The 23,791-nt window shown below is 65.4% G+C and carries 23 protein-coding genes and 1 riboswitch; of the genes, 8 read left to right on the plus strand and 15 right to left on the minus strand.

Annotated features, from left to right (window positions below; all coding sequences use genetic code 11):
• Nucleotides 1–156: 156 nt before the first annotated feature.
• On the minus strand, nt 157–1,569 hold the full coding sequence (gene gnd, locus HBF26_RS01370; protein ID WP_167122329.1) for an NADP-dependent phosphogluconate dehydrogenase: 1,413 nt from the start codon (nt 1,567–1,569) through the stop codon (nt 157–159).
• A gap of 169 nt (nt 1,570–1,738) precedes the next feature.
• On the opposite strand from gnd, the gene HBF26_RS01375 reads away from it, so the two are divergent.
• The 4 genes from HBF26_RS01375 to ykgO all read left to right on the plus strand — a co-directional run bounded on the left by HBF26_RS01375 (nt 1,739) and on the right by ykgO (nt 4,655).
• A complete protein-coding gene (locus tag HBF26_RS01375) occupies nt 1,739–2,458 on the plus strand; it encodes a CoA transferase subunit A (RefSeq protein ID WP_167122331.1) in 720 nt (239 codons plus the stop codon).
• An 11-nt stretch (nt 2,459–2,469) separates the two neighbouring features.
• Nucleotides 2,470–3,105, plus strand: a complete 636-nt coding sequence (locus HBF26_RS01380) for a CoA transferase subunit B (RefSeq protein WP_167122333.1) — start codon at nt 2,470–2,472, stop codon at nt 3,103–3,105.
• A gap of 351 nt (nt 3,106–3,456) precedes the next feature.
• Nucleotides 3,457–4,374 (plus strand): LysR substrate-binding domain-containing protein, encoded by a 918-nt coding sequence (locus HBF26_RS01385; protein WP_167122335.1) that lies wholly within the window; start codon nt 3,457–3,459, stop codon nt 4,372–4,374.
• Nucleotides 4,375–4,529: 155 nt separating this feature from the next.
• Nucleotides 4,530–4,655 (plus strand): type B 50S ribosomal protein L36, encoded by a 126-nt coding sequence (gene ykgO, locus HBF26_RS01390; RefSeq protein ID WP_029213509.1) that lies wholly within the window; start codon nt 4,530–4,532, stop codon nt 4,653–4,655.
• A 158-nt stretch (nt 4,656–4,813) separates the two neighbouring features.
• Here ykgO and HBF26_RS01395 read toward each other — a convergent pair whose 3' ends face one another.
• The 6 genes from HBF26_RS01395 to HBF26_RS01420 form a co-directional block, all read right to left on the minus strand.
• Nucleotides 4,814–6,592, minus strand: a complete 1,779-nt coding sequence (locus HBF26_RS01395; RefSeq protein ID WP_338039619.1) for a GGDEF domain-containing protein — start codon at nt 6,590–6,592, stop codon at nt 4,814–4,816.
• A 25-nt stretch (nt 6,593–6,617) separates the two neighbouring features.
• Complete coding sequence (locus HBF26_RS01400) at nt 6,618–6,923, minus strand: hypothetical protein (RefSeq protein WP_167122339.1); 306 nt, start codon at nt 6,921–6,923, stop codon at nt 6,618–6,620.
• A 348-nt stretch (nt 6,924–7,271) separates the two neighbouring features.
• On the minus strand, nt 7,272–7,766 hold the full coding sequence (locus tag HBF26_RS01405; protein WP_167122341.1) for an Ohr family peroxiredoxin: 495 nt from the start codon (nt 7,764–7,766) through the stop codon (nt 7,272–7,274).
• 13 nt (nt 7,767–7,779) lie between these two features.
• Complete coding sequence (locus tag HBF26_RS01410) at nt 7,780–8,550, minus strand: SDR family oxidoreductase (protein WP_167122343.1); 771 nt, start codon at nt 8,548–8,550, stop codon at nt 7,780–7,782.
• Nucleotides 8,551–8,625: 75 nt separating this feature from the next.
• A complete protein-coding gene (locus HBF26_RS01415) occupies nt 8,626–9,624 on the minus strand; it encodes a LysR family transcriptional regulator (RefSeq protein ID WP_167122345.1) in 999 nt (332 codons plus the stop codon).
• A complete protein-coding gene (locus tag HBF26_RS01420; RefSeq protein WP_167122347.1) occupies nt 9,621–9,941 on the minus strand; it encodes a sigma factor-like helix-turn-helix DNA-binding protein in 321 nt (106 codons plus the stop codon). Before HBF26_RS01420 ends, HBF26_RS01415 begins: the two co-directional genes overlap by 4 nt.
• A 104-nt stretch (nt 9,942–10,045) precedes the next feature.
• Between HBF26_RS01420 and HBF26_RS01425 the strand changes: the two genes are divergently transcribed.
• The 3 genes from HBF26_RS01425 to HBF26_RS01435 are packed head-to-tail and all read left to right on the plus strand — an operon-like array spanning nt 10,046 to nt 11,916.
• Nucleotides 10,046–10,525 (plus strand): carboxymuconolactone decarboxylase family protein, encoded by a 480-nt coding sequence (locus HBF26_RS01425; RefSeq protein WP_167122349.1) that lies wholly within the window; start codon nt 10,046–10,048, stop codon nt 10,523–10,525.
• A gap of 23 nt (nt 10,526–10,548) precedes the next feature.
• A complete protein-coding gene (locus HBF26_RS01430; RefSeq protein WP_167122350.1) occupies nt 10,549–10,962 on the plus strand; it encodes a cupin domain-containing protein in 414 nt (137 codons plus the stop codon).
• A 54-nt stretch (nt 10,963–11,016) separates the two neighbouring features.
• Entirely contained in the window at nt 11,017–11,916 is a 900-nt protein-coding gene (locus tag HBF26_RS01435) for an RNA polymerase sigma-70 factor (RefSeq protein ID WP_167122351.1), read from the plus strand.
• Here HBF26_RS01435 and greA read toward each other — a convergent pair.
• From greA to carA, 3 genes are read right to left on the minus strand one after another with little or no spacing between them, the layout of a single operon-like run.
• Nucleotides 11,907–12,389: a transcription elongation factor GreA gene (gene greA, locus HBF26_RS01440; protein WP_167122353.1), complete on the minus strand. Its 483-nt coding sequence runs from the start codon at nt 12,387–12,389 to the stop codon at nt 11,907–11,909. The two genes, HBF26_RS01435 and greA, sit on opposite strands and share 10 nt — an antisense overlap.
• Nucleotides 12,386–15,613, minus strand: coding sequence for a carbamoyl-phosphate synthase large subunit (gene carB, locus HBF26_RS01445; protein ID WP_167122355.1), 3,228 nt, complete (start codon nt 15,611–15,613; stop codon nt 12,386–12,388). The genes greA and carB overlap by 4 nt, the downstream gene beginning before the upstream one ends.
• Nucleotides 15,614–15,664: 51 nt before the next feature.
• Complete coding sequence (carA, locus tag HBF26_RS01450; RefSeq protein ID WP_167122357.1) at nt 15,665–16,807, minus strand: glutamine-hydrolyzing carbamoyl-phosphate synthase small subunit; 1,143 nt, start codon at nt 16,805–16,807, stop codon at nt 15,665–15,667.
• Between the two features lie 214 nt (nt 16,808–17,021).
• Between carA and HBF26_RS01455 the strand changes: the two genes are divergently transcribed.
• Complete coding sequence (locus tag HBF26_RS01455) at nt 17,022–17,705, plus strand: 2OG-Fe(II) oxygenase family protein (RefSeq protein ID WP_208381908.1); 684 nt, start codon at nt 17,022–17,024, stop codon at nt 17,703–17,705.
• 125 nt (nt 17,706–17,830) lie between these two features.
• Here the strand turns inward: HBF26_RS01455 and HBF26_RS01460 are convergent, their stop codons facing one another.
• The 5 genes from HBF26_RS01460 to dnaK form a co-directional block, all read right to left on the minus strand.
• Entirely contained in the window at nt 17,831–18,838 is a 1,008-nt protein-coding gene (locus tag HBF26_RS01460; protein WP_167122359.1) for a sodium:calcium antiporter, read from the minus strand.
• A 19-nt stretch (nt 18,839–18,857) separates the two neighbouring features.
• Nucleotides 18,858–19,054: riboswitch (yybP-ykoY riboswitch) on the minus strand.
• A gap of 7 nt (nt 19,055–19,061) precedes the next feature.
• Nucleotides 19,062–19,862, minus strand: coding sequence for a 4-hydroxy-tetrahydrodipicolinate reductase (gene dapB / locus HBF26_RS01465; protein ID WP_167122361.1), 801 nt, complete (start codon nt 19,860–19,862; stop codon nt 19,062–19,064).
• 320 nt (nt 19,863–20,182) lie between these two features.
• A complete protein-coding gene (dnaJ, locus tag HBF26_RS01470) occupies nt 20,183–21,310 on the minus strand; it encodes a molecular chaperone DnaJ (protein ID WP_167122363.1) in 1,128 nt (375 codons plus the stop codon).
• A gap of 7 nt (nt 21,311–21,317) precedes the next feature.
• Entirely contained in the window at nt 21,318–21,734 is a 417-nt protein-coding gene (locus HBF26_RS01475; protein WP_167122365.1) for a four helix bundle protein, read from the minus strand.
• A gap of 66 nt (nt 21,735–21,800) precedes the next feature.
• On the minus strand, nt 21,801–23,726 hold the full coding sequence (gene dnaK / locus HBF26_RS01480) for a molecular chaperone DnaK (protein WP_167122367.1): 1,926 nt from the start codon (nt 23,724–23,726) through the stop codon (nt 21,801–21,803).
• Between the last annotated feature and the right edge of the window lie 65 nt (nt 23,727–23,791).

The following is a 23,791-nucleotide window of genomic DNA, read 5'->3' on the forward strand; positions in this document are numbered from 1 at the left end:
GGTCCGCCAACTCTAAAGGGAGGGTCCTTACAGCGCTAGCACCCCGTGGCTGACCTGCTTCACGGGATTCGACATGGGCGAAAATTTAATAGTTCCCTGAAATGCGGCCGCCATATCCGTGCAACGCGCTTGTAAGTCGTCCGGGTCCCGGGGCGCCTATGGCGCCCATTCCGCGTGGAAGCTGCCCTTCTCGTCCACCCGCTCGAAGGTGTGTGCCCCGAAGAAGTCACGCTGTGCCTGGATGAGGTTGGCAGGCAAGGTCTCCGCCCGGTAACTGTCGTAGTAGGCGACGGCGGCCGAAAAGCCGGGCACCGGCACACCCACGCGCACGGCCTCGCCCACCACCTCGCGCAGGGCGGCCTGGTACGACTGCGCCACGTCGCGGAAATACGGGTCCAGCAGCAGGTTCTTCAGTGCGCCGTCGTTGCGATACGCATCGGTGATCTTCTGCAGGAAGCGCGCGCGGATGATGCAGCCGGCGCGGAAGATCTTCGCAATGCCGCCGTAATCGAGGTCCCAGCGGTTCTCGTCCGACGCTGCGCGCAACTGCGCGAAACCCTGGGCATAGGAAATGATCTTGCTCATGTACAGGGCGCGCCGCACCGATTCGACGAATGCCTTGCGGTCACCGGCAAAGGCTTCCGCCTTCGGTCCGGCCAGCTGGCGGCTGGCGGCGACGCGTTCGTCCTTCATCGAGGAAAGCACGCGCGCGAACACCGATTCGGTGATGAGGGTCAACGGCACGCCGAGATCCAGCGCGCTCTGGCTAGTCCACTTGCCCGTGCCTTTCTGCGCGGCGCGGTCGAGGATCATGTCCACCAGCATCTTGTCGCTCTTCTCGTCCTTGCGGCGGAATATCTTCGAGGTGATCTCGATCAGGAAGCTGTCCAGTTCGCCCTCGTTCCATTCGCTGTAGACGTCGGCAAGCTCCTCGTTCGAGAGCCCCGCCACGTGCTTCAGCACCGCGTAGCTTTCCGCGATCAGTTGCATGTCGCCGTACTCGATGCCGTTGTGCACCATTTTCACGTAGTGGCCCGCGCCGCCGGGGCCAATGTAGATGACGCAGGGCTCGCCGTCCGGCGCCCGGGCCGCGATCTCGGTGAGGATGGGCGCCACCAGGTCGTAAGCGTCGCGGGGGCCACCGGGCATGATGGAGGGGCCCTTGAGCGCGCCTTCCTCGCCACCCGAGACGCCGGTGCCGATAAAGTGCAGACCGTCGGCGGCCAGCTCGTCGCCGCGCCGCACGGTGTCCTTGTAATAGGTGTTGCCGCCGTCGATCAGGATGTCGCCCTTGTCCAGCAGGGGGCGCAGCTGTTCGATCACGGCGTCCGTACCCGCGCCGGCCTGCACCATGAGCAGGATGCGGCGCGGCTTTTCCAGGGAATCCACGAAGTCCTCGAGTGTGTACGAGGGCACCAGCTTCCTGCCGGGGCTGGCGGCCATCACTTCGTCCGTTTTCTCGCGGCTGCGGTTGAAAATGGATACCGCGTGACCGCGGCTTTCGATATTCCAGGCAAGGTTGCGCCCCATGACGGCCATGCCGATCACGCCGATCTTCTGCTTGCTCACGGGCGGTACTCCGGTTTGGGGAAGAGGTGAGGATGCGACGTTCGCCATCAAAGCGCCAACACGGCGAGGGTTCTTGCAAGTTTCCCGCACTGCGGCGAGAGCTTTTCCTGGGCTCGGCTATGATGGGCGGCGAACCGGCGGCGGCACCGCCAGGAAGGAATCGTTGCGCATGAACCAGGTGAAGTCGCGGTCCCGCGACAAACGCGTCGCCAGCGCCCGCGAGGCACTGGCCGGTCTCGTGGCCGACGGGCAGACCGTCGCCGTTGGCGGCTTCGGCCTCTGCGGCATCCCGGAACTGCTGATCGAGGCGCTGCGCGACTCCGGCGTCACCGGCCTCACCGCCGTATCCAACAACGCCGGCATCGACGGCGTGGGCCTGGGCCAGCTGCTGGCGACCCGCCAGATCCGCAAGATGATCTCGTCGTACGTGGGCGAGAACAAGGAATTCGAACGACAGTTCCTCGCGGGCGAACTGGAGGTGGAGTTCACTCCGCAGGGCACGCTCGCGGAGAAGCTGCGCGCCGGCGGCGCCGGTATCCCCGCCTTCTTCACCCGCACCGGCTACGGCACCCAGGTGGCCGAAGGCAAGGAAACGCGCGAATTCGACGGACACATGTACGTGATGGAGCGCTCCATCGTGGCCGACGTGGCGCTGGTGAAGGCGTGGAAGGCCGACCCCTCGGGCAACCTGGTCTATAGGAAGACGGCGCGCAACTTCAATCCGATGGTGGCCACGGCCGGCAAGGTCTGCATCGCCGAGGTGGAGATCATGGTGGAGGTGGGCGAGCTGGACCCCGACCAGGTCCATACGCCGGGCATCTTCGTCGATCGCATCGTGCACAATCCCGCGCCGTCCAAGCGCATCGAACAGCGCACCGTGCGCGCCTGAGGAGACCCACCATGGCCTGGACCCGCGAACAGATGGCGCAGCGCGCCGCCCTGGAACTCTCCGACGGCGATTATGTGAACCTCGGCATCGGCCTGCCAACGCTGGTGGCGAACCACTTGCCCGACGGCGTCGACGTCTGGCTGCAATCCGAGAACGGACTGCTCGGCATCGGCCCCTTCCCGACCGAGGACGAAGTGGACGCCGACTTGATCAACGCGGGCAAGCAGACGGTCACTGCCCGCCCCGGCGCATCGTATTTTTCCAGCGCCGACTCCTTCGCGATGATCCGCGGCGGACACATCGACATCTCCATCCTCGGCGCCATGCAGGTCACCTGCGACGGCGATATCGCGAACTGGATGGTGCCCGGGAAGATGGTGAAGGGCATGGGCGGCGCCATGGATCTCGTGGCCGGCGTGAAACGCGTGGTCGTGCTCATGGAACACATGGCGAAAGACGGCTCGCCGAAGATCCTCACCGAATGCACCCTGCCCCTCACGGGCAAGGGCGTGGTCAACCGGATCATCACCGACCTGGCGGTGTTCGACGTGGGATCGGACGGCCTGGAGTTGAAGGAACTGGCACCGGGTGTGGACGAGGCGCAGGTCCGGGCCGGCACAGGGTGCGATTTCACTTCGAAGGTGTGACCGATCGTAGGAGCGCGCCCTGCGCGCGACAGCTTTTGAGGCCGGAACCCGGAGCTGGCGCGCAAGCTTCGAAACCGGGCCGAAAGTCTGTCGCGCGCAGGGCGCGCTCCTACAGCGCGTCGCGCCGACCGGACAGGTTTCCTGGCGCAGAAAAGAAGTCGCCCCGCAGAGGACGCCTCAGCATGGGCCTCGGGGGGGAGGTAGGCCGGATGCCGGTAGTTAGCGTCGATGCGGGGCGAGGGACTTGCCGACCCAGGGGGAGGGGTTGGTGGCAAGTCGAGGTGAATCATAGATTTCCTAGGAAATTCCGGCCAATATATATTTCGGCACTCACTTATTCGAAACCCGACTATGTTCGACCTCCGCCAGCTTCGCTACTTCGTCGAGGTCGCCGAGACCCTCAGCTTCACCCAGGCGGCCCAACGCCTGCATATTTCCCAGCCCCCGCTTTCCCAGCAGATCCAGTCGCTCGAGGCCGACCTCGGCGTCCGCCTGCTCGACCGCAATCGCCGCCGGGTCGCCCTCACGGAGCCGGGGCGGCTATTCCTCGCGGAAGCCAAGGCGATCCTCGCCCGGGCCGATAGCGCGCGCACGGTAGTGACCGAGGCGGCGGCCGGGTTCACCGGCCACCTTCGCCTGGCCTATGCGGTATCCGTCTCCTTCCATCCGGCGCTGCCCGAGACCCTGCTCCGCTTTTCCCATGCGGTTCCGGGTGTGAGCCTGCACCTCGGGGAAATGTTCACCGGCGCCCAGTACGACGCCATCCTGGCGGGCCAAATCGACGTGGGACTGCTCCGGGCCCACCCGGAGGGCGTCGCCAACACGCGCCAACTCAATGTCGAGGTGATCGACCACGAGCCGCTGGTGATCGCGCTGCCAGTGGCCCACCGGCTGGCGAAGCAGCCGCTCTTGCGCATGGCCGACCTGGCCGGCGAGCGGTTCGTGGCCCCGCCCCGCGCCCAGGCGGCCACCCTGAACGACCGGCTGGCACTGCTGGCCAACAAGGCCGGTTTCCGTCCACAGATCCGCCAGGAAGCCCAGCAGATTCCTTCCCTCCTCCCTCTCGTGGCCGCCGGGCTCGGCGTGGCCCTGGTTCCGGCATCGCTCCGTGTGGTGCACCTGAAGGGCGTGGCCTTCGTACCGGTGGACGACCCCGAAGCCCACCTGTTGCTGGCGGTGGCGTCCCGCGTGGACAATACGTCGCCCGTCCTGGACAGCTTCCTGCGCACCATCCGCGAGGCCCGGTCGAAACTGGGCCTCGGCCCGTAGGAGCGCGCCCTGCGCGTTTATGCCCGCGTCGGGTACGACCGCTTTTCGCCAGGCACAACACGGCCCCCATTCGCGCCCTACAGCAAGCTTGCAGTCGGCATAACATCCCGCTACAATTCCGTTTTTCCTTGTCCTTAAAGTTTCAGGAGCTGGCCGTGAAGGTGCTTTCCTCTTTGAAGTCCGCGAAGTCGCGTCACCGTGACTGCAAAGTCGTTCGCCGTCGCGGCAAAGTGTTCGTGATCTGCAAGAGCAACCCGCGTTTCAAGGCCCGTCAGCGCTGATCCAGCTGCGACGTGCTTGAGAAGAAAGGCCGCGAAAGCGGCCTTTTTTTGTGGAAGCCGCTTAAGCGGCGATGGGTGCTCGCGACAAGCTTGCCCGCTGCCGCGGGATCGCCGGCAGAGCCGGCTCCCACACAGAGCGGGTCGGCTACCACAGCGCCCTAACCCCGCGCCTCGGTCAGGTACGGCGAATCCGGGATGTCTCCCGTGTCGCCCATGAACACGCAATTGCGCCCTGCCCGCTTCGCACGGTACAGCGCGGCGTCGGCCACCACCAGCAACCGGTGCAATTCGAACCCGCATTGCGTGGTGCTTGCGATGCCGAAGCTGGCCGTCGCCATGAGGTTGGGCCGCGCCTGGGTGGCCGAGGTGGCCGCAATGGAGAGACGCAGCTGCTCCGCGCGGGCACGGGCCTGCGCGGGGCTGCAATCGGGCAGCAGCACCGCGAATTCCTCGCCGCCCAGACGGCCGAACACGTCGCATGCGTGCAGTGCGCGGCGGCAGACGTCCACCGCGCGCTTGAGCACTTCGTCGCCTACCGCGTGCCCGTAGGTGTCGTTCACCGCCTTGAAGTGATCCAGGTCGAACAGGATCAGGCATGCGCCACGGTCCGAACGCGCGCCATAGGCGAGCACGCGTTGCGCCTGGTCCACGAAATGCTCCCGGTTGCAGATGCCCGTGAGGCCGTCGCGGCGCGCCAGCTTCATGAAGCGCAACTGCGAACGCCGCAACCACAACAGCAGCCAACCGATCGCACCGAGGCTGGCGAGCAGCACCACGATGTACAGACGACCGGTTTCCACTTCCTTCCGGTCCAGTGCGCCCGTGAGGCGAAGGATCTCGTTCTGTTTGTTCAGCGCGTCGACCTCGGCCTTCCGGGCCAGCAGTTGCTGGTCCACTATCTGGAACGCGAGGCTGCGCGCGCTCACGTCGTTGAGGTAAGCCTTGTCGGCTTGCATGTACTCCTCGTGGTAGTTCAGCGCAGCCTGCGCATTGCCCAGGCGTCGCTCTACCTCGTAAAGAACCCAGTACCCCATGCGCCGCGGATCGGTGAACTCGCCCTTGATCGAGCCCGCCACCGCGGACAGCCCGAAGCGGCGCGCATTGGCGAGATCGCCCAGCTTCAGATACGCCTGCGCGAGTGTGGCGTCGTATTCCGTGAGCAACGCGGGATAGTTCAGCGTGCGCAGGCCGTCGCGCGACTCCGTGAGCAGCTTCACCGCTTCCGCCGCCTTCCCCTGGCCTAACTGAAAGGCAGCGATATCGGCCCGCATCGTGTCGGCGAAGACATCGTTGCCCGTCGCATCGCAGACCTCGATGGCGCGGATATACATCGGATCGAGCGTCTTGAGGCGATTCGCCTCGCGCTGCGCGCGCAAGAGGTGCTGCGCTCCGATGCAGTTCGTCTGGCCGGGCGGCGGGTTGTCCATCATCTCGCGCGCATAGGCTTCGGCCTGCTCGAACTGGCCGGCGGAACTGAGCAGCTGCGATGCCTCGCCCAGACCCTGGAAACGCGCCTTGCGATCGCGAATGGACGGCATCAGGTCTTGCAACTGGCCAAGCCGCACGAAGGCTTCCTGGTAGCGATGCCCGACACCGAGAAGATTGATCAACGTGGCGGTCGCGCGGAAGCGCAACACGCTGTCGGTGGCATTGTCCGCCACCTCTTCCAAGGCTTTCCTTCCGTTCTCGTAGTCGCCGATCCAGGTGTACCGCCATCCCTGAAGGAAGCGCAGCCTCCAGTGTTGGAGCGATGCCAGCTTCGCGTCGCGCTTCGCCAAATCGTCCACCAGGCGGCCGAACGTCTGGAAATCCGCGATCTTGATGGCGTCCGCCCGATCCAGGATCGCGTCGGCGGACGAAGGATCGGCCGACTCGTCCGGCAACGCGTGCGATGCCGTGCAAACCGCCAGCAGCACGGCGGCGAGCATCGGTAACACATGGCGCAAGGAGCCTTTCACGCCTTCAGCCAGTGGGATCCGCGGATGGCGTGCGGGAGATGTTTTCCGGCGGAGCTTCCGTGTCGTCGTCGTCCTCTCCATCGAACGGGTCCTCTTCGCGCGCGGGACTGTCCGGCAGTTGCGAACTGACGTACTCCCGCTGGCCAAACAAGGCACGAAGAGCGTCGCCATCGTTCGTCGACAGGGCAGCGCCGAACGCGACGTCGTCGACGCCGGCCTCCAGCAGCGCGGTGCGTATCGCGTCCGCGGATGCGTGACGCAACGACGCGTCGCTGCCGACGCGCGCAAGAAATTCGATGACCTTCCCCATCTGCCCGTCCTTTGGGCCGGAGCCTGTCCGGCCCTCGCGGCGCACCTCCCCTCGAGGCCACTCGCGAGCGGATCATAGTCCTCCGCGCCGGCGCGGAGTAGTAGGCCAACCGCACCGGCCGAAGGGAATGCGACGCAGGTCAGATACCTGGCGTGACAGGTACCGAAGATGCAGGGGGCAGGGTCAGATCAATGCGGCCGCCTTCTGGAGGGCGATCCACACGCCCACTCGGATCCAGCGGGCGAACGAACAGGTTGCAGACCAGCCCCACGAGAAGCAGTCCGGCCAGGATGTAGGCCCCGTTGGCATCTTCGGCAGGTATTCGGCAGGCACCACCCTGCCTTGGCTTTAGTGCTCCAGCCTCACCACGCACTCGATGCCCTGCCGGGCCATCTTGGCATACGGGCAGAAACGCTCGGTGCTGCGAACGAGGGCTTCGGCGACGGGCCGCGGCACGCCGGGAATGGCGATGACGACATGCGCCATGAGCGTGAACAGGCCATCCATCGGATCGCGGCCGAACGTAACCGCGGCGGTCACCGTGGCATCGGGAATGGCGATCCTCTCGCGCGCCGCCAGCAGATTGAGCGCACCGTGGAAACAGGCGGCGAAACCGGCGGCGAAAAGCTGCTCCGGGTTGCTCCCTCCCCCGGGGCCGCCCAGTTCGGGCGGCAACCTGAGGTGAAGGTCGAGCCACCCGTCGCTGGACCGGGCGATGCCAGAGGCACGCCCGTGCGACGCCTCTCCACCGGAGACACACACGGTCCCCGTGTACAGCGGGGCGAAGTCCGCCCCGCTGTATCTGTCGAGCAAGGACACCGGGGGCGGCATCGGCCTGGACATGGACGGGGCGTTCTCAGGCCGCCGAAGCGTACTGCGCGTATTTCGACGTCTTCAGCCAGGTCGGGAAATCGATCTTTCCCAGGTGCGCACCCTGCCCCGCGACCAGGGAATCCGGCTGGAGCCGCGCGCCGAAGTAAGGAGCGTTCGCGTCGCCCACGACGTCGTGCGGGTCCTTCACGATCCTGAGGAAGCGGGCGACAAGGTCGGCCATGGGGAATTTCTCCGGCCCGCCGATCTCCACGATGCCGTTGACCGGCTTGCCAAGCGTGCCGGCGGTCACGGCGTCGGCGACCTCGTCCGACGCGATCGGCTGGATGTAGGCGGTGGGAAGGGTGATGCTGCCGCTCGCGGCGGCGGACTGTGCGATGCCGCCGAGAAATTCGAAGAACTGCGTGGAGCGGATGATGGAGTAAGGGATACCGGATGTGGCGACGATCCGTTCCTGCGCCACCTTCGCGCGAAGATATTCGCTATCGGTCAACCTGTCGGCACCGACCACGGACAATGCCACGTGGTGGGTAACGCCGGCCCGCTTTTCGGCCGCGACAAGGTGCCGGCCCGCCGTCTCGAAGAATTCGAGCACCTGCGGCCCCACGAAAACAGGCGAATTGGCAAGGTCCAGCACGGCATCGACGCCTACCATCGCGGCGTCCAGTCCTTCCCCGGTGAGGGTATTCACGCCCGAGGACGGCGATGCCGCAATGGCTTCATGGCCCTTCGCGCGCAGGCGCTCCACCACTTTGCTACCGATGAGGCCGGTGCCGCCGATGACGAGGATTTTCATGGTCGTGACCTCCGTTGAACGTCGAATCATCGTAGGTTCCGTCGTCGGCACCCGGAAGCACCGTCGACGGGCTCACTATGTTGCCGCTGCGACACCAATGGGCAGGCGACTGCCACATTCCAGATCCAACGCACGAATCGCAGCGATCATGAAGTCGATGAACACACGGATACGAGATGGCAGTTGCCGTCGGCTCTGGTAGCACACGTAGTGGCCACGATCGTCGGGGGCGTATTGGGGGAGACACGCCACCAGGCGCCCCGAGCGCAGGTAGTCGGATACCTGGTACCCCGCGAGTTGACCGAGGCCGCGCCCGTCGAGCACCGCTTGCAGCACGAGATCGGTGTCGTTGAACACCTCCATGGCCGGGGGCAGCGCCTTGCGCAGACGACCGTCGACCTTGAACTCCCACTCGTCGATGCGCCCCGACCCCGCGCGGTAGTGGATACCGTGGTGCGCGGCCAGTGCCTCGACGCTGTCAATCGCGCCGTGGTCGCGCAGGTAACCGGGCGTGGCACAGACGAACATCTGCATCGGAACGACCTGACGCGCAACGATCTGGCTGTCTTCCATACGCCCGTTGCGGAAGGCGACATCGACGCGGTCGCCCGTGAAGTCGAACGGGCGATCGTCGAGCAACAGGTCGATCGCTATGCCCGGGTAGTTTTCGCGAAAGCGGTTCAGCAGCGGTGCCACCACCTTGCGTCCGAATCCAACCGGTGCGCCTATCCGCAGTTGGCCGCGCGGCGGGCCGTCTCGCAGTTCGCGCATGTCGTCGAGGGCCTGGGCGATCTTCTCCACACCGGGATGGCAGTTCTCGAAGAATATCTCCCCCTCGCGTGTAAGTGCCGTGCTGCGAGTGGTGCGCGAGAAAAGCCGGGCGCCCACCTGCTGTTCCAGCTTCTGCACGCTGCGACTGACTGCCGACCGGCCGATACCGAGGCGATCCGCGGCCCGCGCGAAACTGCCTTCGTTCACCACGGCGATGAAGGCAATCACCCCTGCGTAACTCGCCGAGAACGAAGTGGCGAGCGCGTCAGCGCCCCCGCAAACCGACGGCGGATAGGAGTTCATGACTGATCCTCGTTTCGGAGCGGAGCCCGGCTGGCGCCGGCCTCCTGTATGAAGGAGCGCGCGACCCGAAGGAGTTCGCGACAGGCCGCGGCGTCGCGGCGCAGCAGCCGGGACACCTCGTCGATACCGGCTTCGAAGATGTCGCACATCAGGAAGGCCACGCGGGCATCCGCCGGCAGGGCTTCCAATGTGTCCAGCAAGGCGATGACAACGGCATCCAGCGGCTGCTGCGTCGATAGCTGTCTGCGCAGACTTTCGTAGAGGGAGATATGAGGGTCCATACCCCATAGACGCGGCAGCCAGCCGCGCTGTGACAAGGCGATTGGTGTCCGGCGGGCAACACCGTGAGCACGACCGCGTGCCTACTCCGCGCGACCGGCCGGCCATAGCCTTTCGCTCGTCTCCCACAGAGTACCTACCCATGACGCAACGCCTCGATTACATGCAGCAGTCCCCGGACATGGTCAAGAAGCTCATGGAGCTCAGTGCCCTGTACAAGAAGTCGACCCTGGGCGACACGATCAACGACCTGGTTAACATCCGCGCCTCGCAACTGAATGGCTGCGCCTTTTGCGTGGACATGCACAACAAGGAAGCGAAGCTCCACGGCGAGCGCGAATTGCGCCTTTACCACGTGGCCATCTGGCGGGAATCGCCCCTGTTCGAGCCGCGCGAGCGCGCCGCGCTGGCCTGGACCGAAGCACTGACCCAGATTCCCGAACACGGCGTTCCCGACGAACTCTACGAACGCGTTCGTGGCCAGTTCTCCGAAAAGGAACTCTCCGACCTGACGTTCCAGATCATGGTCATCAACGCATGGAACCGCGCCAACGTGGCCTTCCTTCCCGTGCCCGGCGCGTTCGACAAGGCGTGGGGCCTGGACAAGGCGGGCCTCTCCTGAGCCCAGCAACCGAGGATTCCACCATGCGTACCGCCAAGCTGCTCGCCCTCCTCCTCGCCGTCGTCCCGGCACTCGCCCTGGCCCAGAAGGATCCCGCCGACGGCGCACCCCAGCCCGACGTCAAAGACCTCATGACGAAGGCGCTGAAAGACAACCCGGGCAAGGAAATCACCCTGATTTCCGTGGATTACCCGCCCGGCGCCATCGAGCACGTACACCGTCACGACGCCCACGCCATGCTTTACGTGATCGAAGGCAACATCGTGATGGGCGTGAAAGGCAAGCCGGAGCAGACCTTGAACGCCGGCGACACCTTCTACGAAGGCCCCGACGACATCCACACCGTGGGCCGCAACGCGAGCAAGACCGAGCCGGCACGGTTCGTGGTGTTCATCCTGAAGGACAAGGGCAAGCCCCTGGTGATGCCCGTCCACTGAGCGATTTTGCCCAAGACGCGTCACACGCGCGGTGGCACAATCGTCTGAATGGGTATGAACGAAGCCACCGCTGTTTTCTCAGCCCTGCGACCGCGCCTGCACGGCATCGCCTACCGGATGCTCGGCTCCGTGGCGGAATCGGAGGACGTGGTCCAGGACATCTGGCTGAGCTGGAACGGCATCGAGCACCACACCGTCGAGAATCCCGAGGCCTGGCTGGTGGCCGCCACCACACGGCGTGCCATCGACCGCCTGCGTGCCGCCAAGGCCCGGCGCGAGGACTATGTGGGCATCTGGCTGCCGGAGCCGATCCTCACCGACGAGGGCGCGTCGCCCGAAGAGTTGCAGGAGCTGGCGAGCGACGTCTCCGTCGCGTTCCTCCTGCTGCTCGAACGCCTTTCCCCGGAAGCGCGTGCCGCGTTCATCCTCCGCGAGGTGCTGGATGCCGACTACCCCGAGATCGCCGACGCCCTAGGCAAGAGCGAGGCGGCTTGTCGCCAGCTTGTGCACCGGGCCAAGGACCAGCTGCGCGACGAGCGTCCGCGCCAGACCGTACCGCACGACACCCACCTTGGCCTGATGCGCCGTTTCGCCGACGCGATGATGCGCGGCGACTTCCAGACGCTAAGGTCGCTGCTGGCCGTGGACGCGGATCTGCGGGGCGACGGCGGCGGCAAAGTCACCACGTTCCCGAAACCGATGGTCGGCGGCCAGCGTATCGCCCAGCTGTTCTTCGCCACGCACCTGCGGTACGGCGACGGGGTGCAGGTGCGCCTTGCGCGCATCAATGGCGAATGGTCGCTGCTGCGTTATCTCGACGGCGCACTGGAATCGGCACAGACGTATGTCACCGACGGGGAGAAGATCCTCAGCATCCACGTGCAGCGCAATCCGGACAAGCTTGCCCGGATTGCGCGTGGGTTGCAGGGGTTCTCGGGCGAGGCTCAGCTGTAGCGGACGCCCGTGATTTCGTAGTTCTTCACGCCGTTCGGCGCCTTGAACTCGAACTCGTCGCCCTCGCTCTTGCCGATGAGCGCGCGCGCGATCGGCGACGACACGGCAATGAGGTTCTGCTTGATGTCGGCTTCAATGTCGCCAACGATCGTGTAGGTCACTTCCGCGTCGCTATCGAGATCCACGAGGTCGACGATGGCGCCGAAGACGATCTTCTTGCCCGGGTTCAAGCGTTCGGTGTCGATCACCTCGGAGTTCGACAGCGCAGCCTCCAGCTCGTTGATACGGCCTTCGTTGAAGCCGTGCAGCTCGCGCGCCGCGTGGTATTCGGCGTTTTCCTTCAGGTCGCCGTGCGCGCGGGCCTCTGCCACGGCGTTGATCAGTTCCTGGCGCTTCGGGCCCTTGAGTTGTTCCAGCTCGGCGCGGAGACGATCCGCGCCCTTCTTGGTCAGCGGGGGACGTGTGCTGCTCATGCGTGAAGCTCCTTGTGCAGGTCCTGCAGGCTGTTGACCTCGCCGTCGGCATGGAAATCCAGCGAGTGCACGAGGGCACGCGCGCCTGCGACGGTCGTGGAATACGTGACCCGCTGCTGCAGCGCCTCGCGGCGGATCGAGAACGAATCGGAAATGGCCTGCTTGCCTTCCGTCGTGTTGACGATATACACCACTTCGCCGTTCTTGATCAGGTCGACGATGTGCGGACGGCCTTCGAGCACCTTGTTGATGCGCTCGCATGCCACGCCATTGTCCTGAAGGAACTTCGCCGTGCCCGACGTGGCGACGATGACATAGCCGCGGGCGGCCACGTCCCGCGCGATCGGCAGCAGACGGTCCTTGTCGGCGTCACGCACCGACATGAACACCTTGCCCTTCGGCGGCGCCTTGATGCCGGCGGCCTCGTGGCCGCGCGCGAACGCGGCGCCGAAGCTGCGGCCCACGCCCATGACCTCGCCCGTGGAACGCATCTCCGGACCGAGGATCGGATCGACGTTCTGGAACTTCAGGAACGGGAAGATCGCTTCCTTCACCGAGTAGTACGACGGAATGATTTCCTTCGTCGCGCCCTGCTCGACGAGCGTGCGGCCGGCCATGGCGCGCGCGGCGATCTTTGCCAGCGACATGCCCGTAGCCTTGCACACGAACGGTACCGTGCGCGAAGCGCGCGGGTTCACCTCGAGGATGAACACCTCGTCGCCCTGGATCGCGAACTGGGTGTTCATGAGGCCCACGACCTTCAGTTCCTGCGCCATCAGCTTCACCTGGCGGCGCATTTCATCCTGCACTTCGGCGCTCAGCGAGTACGGCGGCAGCGAGCACGAGGAGTCGCCCGAGTGCACGCCGGCTTCCTCGATGTGTTCCATGATGCCGCCCACCAGCACGTTGCCTTCGGCATCCGCGACGATGTCCACGTCCACTTCCACCGCGTGGTCGAGGAAGCGGTCGAGCAGCACCGGCGATTCGTTCGACACCTGCACGGCCTCGCGGATATAGCGCGACAGGTCGGCGTCGGCGTAGACAATTTCCATGGCGCGGCCGCCGAGCACGTAACTTGGGCGTACCACCAGCGGGTAGCCGATCTCGCGCGCCAGGGCCAGCGCCTCGTCGGCGTTGCGGGCCGTGCGGTTCGGAGGCTGCTTCAGGTCGAGCTTCTGGATCATCTTCTGGAAGCGCTCGCGATCTTCCGCGAGGTCGATCGAGTCGGCGCTGGTGCCGATGACCGGCACACCCGCCGCTTCGAGCGCGCGCGCAAGCTTCAGCGGGGTCTGGCCGCCGTACTGCACGATGACGCCCTTCGGCTTCTCGAGATCCACGATTTCAAGGACGTCTTCCAGCGTCAGCGGCTCGAAGTACAGGCGGTCGGACGTGTCGTAGTCGGTGGAAACGGTTTCCGGGTTGCAGTTGACCATGATGGTCTCGAACCCGTCCTCGCGCAGGGCGAGGGCCGCGTGCACGCAGCAGTAGTCGAACTCGATGCCCTGGCCGATACGGTTGGGGCCACCGCCGAGCACGATGATCTTGTCGCGGTTCGTGGGATTGGCCTCGCACTCCTCCTCGTAGGTGGAGTACATGTACGCCGTGGTGGTGGCGAACTCGGCCGCGCAGGAATCCACGCGCTTGTACACCGGGCGCACGCCCAGCGTGCGGCGCAGGTGGCGCACGGCGGCTTCGTCGGTGCCGACGAGTTCGGCCAGGCGCGCATCGGCGAAGCCCATGCGCTTCAGCTCGCGCATGCGCGGTTCATCGAGCGCCGTGATGCCCTGGCGCTGCACTTCGCCCTCGGTCATCACGATGTCTTCAAACGCCGCGAGGAACCAGGGATCGATGCGGGTCAGCTCGTGCACTTCCTCCAGCGAGAGGCCGGCACGGAAGGCATCGGCCACGTGGAAGACGCGGTCGGGACGCGGCTCGCGCAGTTCGCGCTTCAGCGTCTGGAAGCCTTCCTCGCTGCCGATGTCCAGCCCGGTGGGATTGAGCCCGTTCTTGCCGATCTCCAGGCCACGCAGGGCCTTCTGCATCGACTCGTGGAAGGTGCGTCCCATGGCCATCACCTCGCCCACCGACTTCATCTGCGTGGTGAGGCGCGCGTCGGCGGCCGGGAACTTCTCGAACGCGAAGCGGGGAATCTTGGTGACGACGTAATCGATGGACGGCTCGAACGACGCCGGCGTGAGGCCGCCGGTGATGTCGTTCTTCAGTTCGTCGAGCGTGTAGCCCACGGCCAGCTTGGCCGCGACCTTGGCGATCGGGAAACCGGTGGCCTTGGAGGCCAGCGCCGACGAACGCGACACGCGCGGGTTCATTTCGATCACGACGACTCGGCCGTCCTCGGCGTTGATGCCGAACTGCACGTTCGAACCGCCCGTATCGACGCCGATCTTGCGCAGCACCGCGATGGATGCGTTGCGCAGGCGCTGGTACTCCTTGTCGGTGAGCGTCTGCGCCGGCGCGACGGTGATCGAATCGCCGGTGTGGACGCCCATCGGGTCGAAGTTCTCGATCGAGCACACGATGATGCAGTTGTCCGCCTTGTCGCGGACCACTTCCATCTCGAACTCCTTCCAGCCCAGCACCGACTCCTCGACCAGCACTTCGTGCACGGGCGAGAGCTCGAGGCCGCGGCCGACGATCTCGACAAATTCTTCCTTGTTATAGGCAATACCGCCGCCGGAACCGCCGAGCGTGAAGCTCGGGCGGATGATCGTGGGGAAACCGACGGTGGTCTGGATTTCCAGCGCCTGCTCCATCGACCGCGCCACTTCCGCCTTGGGGCATTCCAGGCCGATGTCGGCCATGGCCTTGCGGAACAGGTCGCGGTCCTCGGCCATGCGGATGGCCTCGCGCGACGCGCCGATCAGTTCCACGCCGTACTTCTCGAGCACGCCGTTGTCGGCGAGGTCGAGGGCGCAGTTGAGGCCAGTCTGGCCGCCCATCGTCGGCAGCACCGCATCGGGGCGCTCCTTCGCGATGATGCGCTCCACGGTCTGCCAGTTGATCGGCTCGATGTAGACGGCGTCGGCCGTCTCCGGATCGGTCATGATCGTCGCCGGGTTCGAATTCACCAGGACGACGCGGTAACCCTCTTCCTTCAGCGCCTTACAGGCCTGGGCTCCGGAGTAATCGAACTCGCAGGCCTGGCCGATGACGATCGGGCCGGCGCCGATGACGAGGATGGTCTTGATGTCGCTGCGCTTTGGCATGCTTTTCTCTCGCAAATCGATGGCGTGGGAGGACGGCGTTGAAACAGGGCGTCAGGACGCCTTCTTCGCCTTGTGCGCTTCCATCGCGGCAATGAACGTGTCGAACAGGTAGCCGACGTCTTCCGGACCCGGGCTGGCTTCCGGGTGGCCCTGGAAGCAGAACGCGGGGCGGTCGGTGAGGGCGAAGCCCTGCAGCGAGCCGTCGAACAGCGAGGTGTGGGTGACGCGGACGTTGGCCGGCAGCGTGGCGGGATCCACGGCGAAACCGTGGTTCTGCGAGCTGATCAGCACGCGGCCCGTGTCGTGGTCCTTCACGGGGTGGTTCGCGCCGTGGTGGCCGAACTTCATCTTCAGAGTCTTGGCGCCCACGGCCAACGCCATGATCTGGTGGCCGAGGCAGATGCCGAAGGTGGGAATCTTCGTGTCGAGGATCTGCTTCGTCGATTCGATGGCGTAGTCGCAAGCGGCCGGGTCGCCCGGGCCGTTGGCGAGGAAGACGCCGTCGGGGTTCATGGCGAGCACCTCGGCGGCCGGCGTTTGGGCCGGAACCACCGTGATGTCGACCCCACGGCCGGCGAGCAGGCGCAGGATGTTCTGCTTCACGCCGAAGTCGTACGCCACCACCTTGAATTTCTTCGGCGCGTTGTAGAACGCCTGCTTGTCGAGGTCGTACACGCCTTCGGACCACTGGTAGGTCTTGGTGGTGCTCACTACCTTGGCCAGGTCCATGCCGTTCAGGCCGGGGAAAGCCCTCGCTTTCGCCACCGCGGCGTCGGCGTCGATGGCGTCGCCGGCGACGATGCAGCCGTTCAGCGCGCCCTTCTCGCGAAGGATGCGGGTGAGCCGCCGCGTGTCGATGCCCGCGATGGCGACGATGCCATGGCGCTGGAGGTAGTGTGGCAGCGGTTCGACGCTGCGCCAGTTGCTGGCCAGGCGCGGCACGTCGCGCACGATGAGCCCGGCCGCGTGGACGCGGTCGGCCTCGACGTCGACGTCGTTGGTACCGGTGTTGCCGATGTGCGGGTACGTGAGGGTGACGATCTGGCGGGAGTACGACGGGTCGGTCAGGATTTCCTGATAACCGGTCATGGCGGTGTTGAACACCACCTCGCCGACTGTCTCACCGCGGGCACCGACCGCGTGGCCGTGAAAAACGCTGCCGTCTTCGAGAGCAAGCAGAGCAGGAGTACGCATGGGATGGCCGCCTTCGGGTGCAGCAAAGCCCGCAAGCCAGCGTGAAGCGGCTCGTGGGCCTTGGGGAAAAGGAATCGTTGGGCGGGTAAGAATGATAGGTGACAGGAACGTTTCTGTCCACCGGAAACGACGGATGAATGTGTGGGCAAATGCCGCGGGGAATGGCGCCTGTCACGATACAATGCCAGGAAGGAATCACCCGAGAACCGCCCGCATGTTGCTCGACCCCGCCCGGCTGGAACGCCCCGACACCGACATCAGGCATGAACCGTTTTCGTTCATGATCGCGCACGGGCAGCTTCCGGACGAGGCGCGCGGCGACCTCGACCGCGATTTTCCCCAATATGGCAGTGCGGGGTTCTTCCCCTACGACGCCAGCGACTGCGGCCCGTCGGTGAACGAGCTGGTGGCGCAGATGACCTCGCGGGAATTTTCGGCGGCGATCGGCCGCCACCTGGGCATCGAGGGGCTGGAGAACTACCCCACCCTGGTTACCCTGTGCCGGCTGCTGAACCGCCGGCACGGCACGATCCACACCGACAGCAAGTCGAAGATCGCCACGGCGCTCATCTATCTCAATCCGATGTGGCCGGATACCAGCGACGGCTGCCTGCGTTTTCTCCGCTCGATCAATGACATCGACGACGTCGTTGCGCCGGAGTTGAAGCCGCTCTACGGTGAGTTCGCCGTCTTTCGCCGCGCCGAGAACTCCTTCCACGGCCACCTGCCCTACGAGGGCGAGCGACGGGTGATCCAGGTGGCCTGGCTGACCTCGGAGGAAGAGAAGGCCCGGAAGACGAAGCGAGGCAAGTTTTCGCGGGCCTTCAAGAAGATCTTCGGCAAGCTGGACCGCAAGGTAGGCGCAGACCGCGACCGCAACGCGTCCCACCCGGATTGACTTTTGTGGGAGCCGGCTATGCCGGCGATCCCGCGGCAGCGGGCAGGCTTGCCGCAAGCACCCATCGCCGCTGAAGCGGCTCCCACACAAAGCGGCGCGGCTCCCACAGAGGCGCCTCGCTACCGTCAACCCGCTCCGAAATACCACCCCACGAACAACGCAAACACGCCATAGAGCGCCCCGATCGGCATCAGCCAGCGCGCTTCCACGGCGCCGCGCCGGAACATCGCCCACAACGCCACGACCGCCACGGCGGTGATCGCGCCGGCCACGATCAGCGGCGTATCGAACAGCCACGGCGTGGCGAACAGGGCCAGCGAACTGGGAATGGTGGCCTGGATCATCATGGCCCCCGAAATGTTCGCCAGCGCCAGCCGCTCCTTGCCCTGCCTGACCCAGATCAAGGCGTTCACGGTCTCGGGCAGTTCCGTGGCAACGGGGCTCAGCACCAGCGCGACCAGGTGCGGCGAGAGGTGCAGGAATTCGCCCAGCGATTCGAGTTGCCAGACGAAGGTGCGCGAGGCGACGGCAATCACCAGCAGGGCAAGACCGGTCTGCAACACCACCCAGCCCATGGCCGGATTCGGATCGCCGCGGCGGAAGGTCAGCGGCTCCAGTTCCTCGTCCTCCGGGCCACTGGTGTCGTCGCGCATCTCGCGCCAGACGTAGAAGGCATAGGCAAGCAGGAAGAGCACGCCAAGCCATGGCTTCCATGCGAAGGCGACGAGGCCCAGGCCTATCTTCACGACGAAGATGCCGAGGAACCAGGCCTGGTCCCGGGCCAGGCGCCGGTTGTCCACGCGAACGCGCGAATCGTTCCGCTTCAACCGCTTGCGGCCGGCATATAAAGCGAATCCGACCACGGCATAGGCGATGGTAGCCAGCACCAGCGGGCCGCCCAGGGCCGCCCCCACGCCGATGTCCTTCGCTTCCGGGGTCTTACCGAAGATGACAGCGACGAACGTCACCGCGCTCTCGGGCAACGCCGTGCCGAAGGCCGCCAGCACTGTGCCCGTGGTGGTCGCACCGAGGTTGAGTTTGCGCCCGAACCATTCGACGCCGTTGACGAAGTACTCGCAGGCGAAATAGATGGCCCCGGCCGATACCAGGAACAGGAAACAGGTAAGGAGCATGTTTTACACAAGGCCGGGCGAGCACGCGGAACCGATGGCGCAACGACACGGCTCGCCCGGCCCGGGTGAGCATGTCGATGGCCAAAGGTCTCGCCGGGCCGGCGGGTGCGCGCTGCACTCCGCTGCCGTTCGCGCCATGGGGTCGTTGAACCACCAAGTCTGTTGACGCGAACTCCTCAGGGGGAAAGAGGATGGCTACTCCCCAATGACTTCGGCGCGGATGTTAACACGCCTTCGAGGTTGCGATCACGTCCTCGATGGTCCACGCGCCCGGCGCGCGGCCGGCGATCCACGCCGCGGCTTCGAGCGCGCCGCGCGCGAAGATGGAGCGGTCGGTGGCCCGGTGGCCGAGTTCGATGCGTTCGCCCTGCCCCATCAACAGCGCCTGGTGCTCGCCGACGATGTCGCCGCCGCGAACCACCGCGAAACCGATCGTGCCGGCCTTGCGCGCGCCCGGTCGGCCCTCGCGGACATAGACGGCCAGGTCTTCCAGTGCCGCACCGCGTCCTTCCGCAGCGGCATGACCGAGGGCCAGCGCCGTACCGGAGGGCGCGTCTTCCTTGCGGTTGTGGTGCGCCTCGACGATGTCGAGGTCCCACCCTGGCAGCGCCGCAGCCGCCTCGCGCAACAGGCGCGTGAGCACGGCGACACCGAGGCTGAAATTCGCCGCGCGCAGCACCGCGATACGTTCGGCCGCCTTCGCGAGGCGTTCTTCGACGGCCGGCGACAGGCCCGTCGTTCCGGTGACGAAGGCCGCACCGCTCGCTTCGCAACGCTCGAGTGCGGCGAGCAGTCCGTCAGGACCACTGAAGTCGACGACCACGTCGACATCGCCCTCGCCCGACCAGTCGGCGAAGCGGATCGGAGAAACATCGCCGTACACCGCTTTACCCAGCCGGCTGGACGACGCGGAAACCACAGCGCGCGCGAGTTCGAAGCGCTCATCGTCGCGCACGAGATTCAGCAGTGCGAGCCCCATACGGCCGGAGGCGCCGCTGATGGCGAGACGGACTGGACGGGACATGCGTTGACCCTTCTAGGATTTCTGAATCGCAAATCCTAGACCACTTGGCCGCAGCGTGGGAGCAGCTCTTGTGGGAGCCGCTTAAGCGGCGATGGGTGCTTGCGGCAAGATGGCCCGCTGCCGCGGGATCGCCGGCGCAGCCGGCTCCCACAAAAGGCCACCCGAAACACAGAGGCTTCCCGAAAAGCATGCGAGCTTTGTGTGGGAGCCGCTTCAGCGGCGATGGGTGCTTGTGGGGAACTGGCCCGCTGCCGCGGGATCGCCGGCAGAGCCGGCTCCCACAGAAGGCCGGCTTCCACAGAAAGCCAGCCAGCAGGCGGTCAGGAAGTAACGCGCGACCAGAAGTCCTTGACGCCGTCCATGAACGTGGTGGAGCGTGGCGTGTGTTTCGCGGCTTCTTCGCCGACGAAGGTGGCTTCCAGCTGCTGCAGCAGATCGCGCTGTTCCTTCGTGAGGCGCACCGGGGTTTCCACGACCACCGTGCAGATGAGGTCGCCCGTGCGCCCACCGCGCACCGACTTCACGCCACGACCGCGCAGGCGGAACTGCTGCCCGGTCTGCGTTTCCGGCGGTACGTTCACCGGGACCTCGCCTTCCAGCGTCGGCACCATCAGTTCGGTGCCCAGCGCCGCCTGGGCAAAACGGATCGGCATCTCGCAGTAGAGATCCGAACCGTCGCGCTGGAAGATGGCGTGCTCGCGAACGCGCACTTCCACGTAGAGATCGCCCGCCGGCGCACCCGCCGGGCCGGCTTCGCCCTGCCCCGTGAGGCGGATGCGGTCGCCGTTGTCCACGCCGGCCGGAATACGCACCGAGAGCGTGCGCTCTTCCTCGAGACGCCCTTCGCCGTGACATTTCTTGCAGGGCTTGTCGATCTTCTGGCCGGACCCGTGACAGGTCGGGCATGCCTGCTGGATGGAGAAGATGCCGTTCTGCATGCGCACGCGGCCATGACCGGCGCAGGTGCTGCATGTGGACACCTTGCCGTCTTCCGAGCCGGTGCCGTTGCAGTGATGGCAATTGACCTGCGTGGGCACCTCGATCTTCTTCTCGACGCCGAACACGGCTTCCTCGAGATCGAGGTCCATCATGTAACGCAGATCGGCGCCGCGGCGCGCGCGTTGGCGCCCGCCGCCGCCGCCGAAGATGTCACCGAAAATGTCGCCGAAGATATCGCCCACGTCGCCGAATCCGGCGCCGTTGCCGCGACCGTATCCGCCACCCTCGAAGGCCGCATGACCGTACTGGTCGTAGGCCGCGCGCTTCTGCGCGTCAGAGAGGATGTCGTAGGCTTCCTTGGCTTCCTTGAATTTCTCGATCGCATCCGGGTCGTCCGGGTTGCGATCGGGGTGGTACTTCATCGCGACGCGACGAAAGGTCTTCTTGAGGTCGCCCTCCGTCACGGTGCGTTCCACACCGAGGATTTCGTAGTAGTCGCGCTTGCTCATAATTGCGTCAGTCAGCCGCTACGCGGCTTGTAAGTCGGCGGCGAGCCGCCTGTGAACCGTCAGTTTCGGCGCGGAGCTTCCGTGCCAGACCACCCATGAGCGCAAACAGTTGCTCGACGTCAAAAAGAACTGAATCCACGTCAGCCATCTCCATGCCCCCTGCCAACCTGAGCTGAGTATCCAGCTCTCCCAAGGACCCACGCGCGATCATCAGGAAGCGCTCCATTTCCTTTCTGGATCCTCGGCAAGCTCCCTCCGCGATATTCGAAGGAACGCTCACGGCCGCTCTGCGAAGCTGCGACACAAGTCCGAATCGCTCGTCCTCGGGCAGTTCGCGAGTCAGCACGTAAATCCTGTGTGCCAGCTTCATCGCTCGCTGCCAGACCAAAAGCCTGTGATGTGGCCGAGACATCCTTGCCTCCATAAGATCGCGCGGGCCCAAACGGCCCGCGCGATTCTACTTACTGTTCACGCTTTACGCTTCACGCACTTACTTCTTGTCGTCCTTGACTTCGGTGAACTCGGCATCGACCACGTCGTCGGGCTGGGCCGAACCGCCGCCTGGCGCGGACTGCTGCGACGTGTCCTGTGCACCGCCGGCCTGCGCCGCGGCGTAGAGCGACTGCGCCACCTGCTCGAGGTTGGTGATCTTCGCCTCGATGGCGGCCTTGTCGTCGCCGTCCTTCACCTTCTCGAGTTCGGACACCGCCGCGTCGATGCTGGCCATCTGTTCAGCCGGCACCTTGCCGCCGTGTTCCTTCAGCTGGCTGCGCGTGGCGTGCACCAGCTGGTCGGCCTTGTTGCGCACCTGCACCAGCTCGTGGAACTTGCGATCTTCCTCGCGATTGGCCTCGGCGTCGGCCACCATGCGCTGGATCTCTTCGTCCGAGAGGCCCGAACCGGCCTTGATCTCGATCTTCTGCTCCTTCCCGGTGTCCTTGTCCTTGGCCGACACGTGCAGGATGCCGTTGGCGTCGATGTCGAAGGTGACTTCGATCTGCGGCGTGCCGCGCGGCGCCGGGCGAATGCCCTGCAGGTCGAACTTGCCGAGCGACTTGTTGGCGTTGGCGCGCTCGCGCTCGCCCTGCAGCACGTGCACGGTGACGGCGGTCTGGTTGTCGTCGGCCGTGGAGAAGACCTGCGAGGCCTTGGTGGGCACCGTGGTGTTCTTCTCGATGAGCTTGGTCATCACGCCGCCCATCGTCTCGATACCGAGCGACAGCGGGGTGACGTCGAGCAGCAGCACGTCCTTGACGGAACCGCCCAGCACGCCGCCCTGGATAGCGGCGCCGACAGCGACGGCTTCATCCGGGTTGACGTCCTTGCGCGCTTCCTTGCCGAAGAAGTCCTTCACGGCTTCCTGCACCTTGGGCATGCGGGTCTGGCCACCGACGAGGATGACCTCGTTGATGTCGGACACGCGCAGGCCGGCGTCGTTGAGCGCGGTGCGGCACGGTTCGATGGTGCGCTTCACCAGGTCTTCCACCAGCGACTCGAGCTTGGCGCGGGTCAGCTTGATGTTGAGATGCTTCGGACCCGAGGCGTCGGCCGTGACGTACGGCAGGTTCACGTCGGTCTGGTGCGACGAGGAGAGTTCGATCTTGGCGCGCTCGGCGGCGTCCTTCAGACGCTGCAGCGCGAGCTGGTCCTGGCGCAGGTCGATGCCCTGCTCCTTCTTGAACTCTTCCACGAGGTAGTCGATGACGCGGTTGTCGAAATCCTCGCCACCGAGGAAAGTGTCGCCGTTGGTGGCCAGCACCTCGAACTGCTTCTCGCCGTCGACGTTGGCGATTTCGATGATCGACACGTCGAAGGTACCGCCGCCGAGATCGTACACGGCGATCTTGCGGTCGCCCGAGGCGGACTTGTCCAGGCCGTAGGCCAGCGCGGCCGCGGTCGGCTCGTTGATGATGCGCTTGACGTCGAGGCCCGCGATGCGGCCCGCGTCCTTGGTGGCCTGGCGCTGGCTGTCGTTGAAGTAGGCCGGCACGGTGATGACCGCTTCCGTCACTGCCTCGCCCAGGAAGTCCTCGGCGGTCTTCTTCATCTTCATGAGGACCTTCGCGGAGACTTCCTGCGGGGCCATCTTCTTGCCATCGGCCGTCTGCACCCACGCGTCGCCGTTCTCGTGCGCCACGATGCCGTAGGGCACGATCTTGATGTCCTTCTGCACTTCCGCGTCGGTGAACTTGCGGCCGATGAGGCGCTTCACCGCGTAGAACGTGTTCTTGGGATTGGTGACGCTCTGGCGCTTGGCCGGCGCGCCGACCAGAACCTCATTGTCCTTGGTGAACGCGACGATGGACGGCGTGGTGCGATCGCCCTCCGCGTTCTCGATGACGCGTGCGGTCGAACCCTCCATCACTGCCACGCAGGAGTTGGTCGTACCGAGGTCGATGCCGATGATCTTGGCCATTGAAGTTGCTCCGTATTTCTAAGCGGCCCCCGCGGCCGCGACTGTTTGTGAAAGTGGGGACCGGC

Origin of the sequence: Luteibacter jiangsuensis, from assembly GCF_011742555.1 — a bacterium.
GTDB classification, from domain to species: domain Bacteria; phylum Pseudomonadota; class Gammaproteobacteria; order Xanthomonadales; family Rhodanobacteraceae; genus Luteibacter; species Luteibacter jiangsuensis.

Coding starts and splice junctions, on each gene's coding strand:
- HBF26_RS01375 (WP_167122331.1), top strand. CDS start 1,739: ATGAACCAGGTGAAGTCGCGGTCCCGCGACAAACGCGTCGCCAGCGCC.
- HBF26_RS01380 (WP_167122333.1), top strand. CDS start 2,470: ATGGCCTGGACCCGCGAACAGATGGCGCAGCGCGCCGCCCTGGAACTC.
- HBF26_RS01385 (WP_167122335.1), top strand. CDS start 3,457: ATGTTCGACCTCCGCCAGCTTCGCTACTTCGTCGAGGTCGCCGAGACC.
- HBF26_RS01400 (WP_167122339.1), bottom strand. CDS start 6,923: ATGGGGAAGGTCATCGAATTTCTTGCGCGCGTCGGCAGCGACGCGTCG.
- HBF26_RS01405 (WP_167122341.1), bottom strand. CDS start 7,766: ATGTCCAGGCCGATGCCGCCCCCGGTGTCCTTGCTCGACAGATACAGC.
- HBF26_RS01410 (WP_167122343.1), bottom strand. CDS start 8,550: ATGAAAATCCTCGTCATCGGCGGCACCGGCCTCATCGGTAGCAAAGTG.
- HBF26_RS01415 (WP_167122345.1), bottom strand. CDS start 9,624: ATGAACTCCTATCCGCCGTCGGTTTGCGGGGGCGCTGACGCGCTCGCC.
- HBF26_RS01425 (WP_167122349.1), top strand. CDS start 10,046: ATGACGCAACGCCTCGATTACATGCAGCAGTCCCCGGACATGGTCAAG.
- HBF26_RS01430 (WP_167122350.1), top strand. CDS start 10,549: ATGCGTACCGCCAAGCTGCTCGCCCTCCTCCTCGCCGTCGTCCCGGCA.
- HBF26_RS01435 (WP_167122351.1), top strand. CDS start 11,017: ATGAACGAAGCCACCGCTGTTTTCTCAGCCCTGCGACCGCGCCTGCAC.
- greA (WP_167122353.1), bottom strand. CDS start 12,389: ATGAGCAGCACACGTCCCCCGCTGACCAAGAAGGGCGCGGATCGTCTC.
- carB (WP_167122355.1), bottom strand. CDS start 15,613: ATGCCAAAGCGCAGCGACATCAAGACCATCCTCGTCATCGGCGCCGGC.
- carA (WP_167122357.1), bottom strand. CDS start 16,807: ATGCGTACTCCTGCTCTGCTTGCTCTCGAAGACGGCAGCGTTTTTCAC.
- HBF26_RS01455 (WP_208381908.1), top strand. CDS start 17,022: ATGTTGCTCGACCCCGCCCGGCTGGAACGCCCCGACACCGACATCAGG.
- HBF26_RS01460 (WP_167122359.1), bottom strand. CDS start 18,838: ATGCTCCTTACCTGTTTCCTGTTCCTGGTATCGGCCGGGGCCATCTAT.
- dapB (WP_167122361.1), bottom strand. CDS start 19,862: ATGTCCCGTCCAGTCCGTCTCGCCATCAGCGGCGCCTCCGGCCGTATG.
- dnaJ (WP_167122363.1), bottom strand. CDS start 21,310: ATGAGCAAGCGCGACTACTACGAAATCCTCGGTGTGGAACGCACCGTG.
- HBF26_RS01475 (WP_167122365.1), bottom strand. CDS start 21,734: ATGGAGGCAAGGATGTCTCGGCCACATCACAGGCTTTTGGTCTGGCAG.
- dnaK (WP_167122367.1), bottom strand. CDS start 23,726: ATGGCCAAGATCATCGGCATCGACCTCGGTACGACCAACTCCTGCGTG.